Genomic DNA, 255 nt, shown 5'->3' with positions numbered 1-255 from the left:
GCGATGCCGTCCAGCATCTCGGTTTCGAACTGAATCTGGCTGCTGCTGTAAGCCCCATTGGGGATGACGATGGCAGTGCCGTTGGACGGCCCAACCCCTGGCACGGAAAAGTCTTGGTTCCCCTTCGAGGCGCCGGCGGCGAACGTCACCAGCGTGGAAAGAACCACCCTGATCGTGAACGAGTTCTCATCGATTTGAAGGGTGCCGTCCGCGCCCCAGAACCTTGCGCCCCAGCTCATGCGTTCAGGTCTCCAA

General features: G+C 60.8%; 1 protein-coding gene. It reads right to left on the bottom strand.

Translation table 11 applies throughout. From position 1 onward, the window contains the following. The coding region (locus HAQ05_RS28345; protein WP_190427776.1) for a hypothetical protein at window positions 1-239 on the bottom strand (239 nt) is incomplete at its 3' end. Window positions 240-255: the final 16 nt, after the last annotated feature.

Origin of the sequence: Pseudomonas typographi (assembly GCF_014694385.1) — a bacterium.
Lineage (GTDB): Bacteria > Pseudomonadota > Gammaproteobacteria > Pseudomonadales > Pseudomonadaceae > Aquipseudomonas > Aquipseudomonas typographi.
This window is presented reverse-complemented; position numbering and strand designations above follow the sequence as displayed.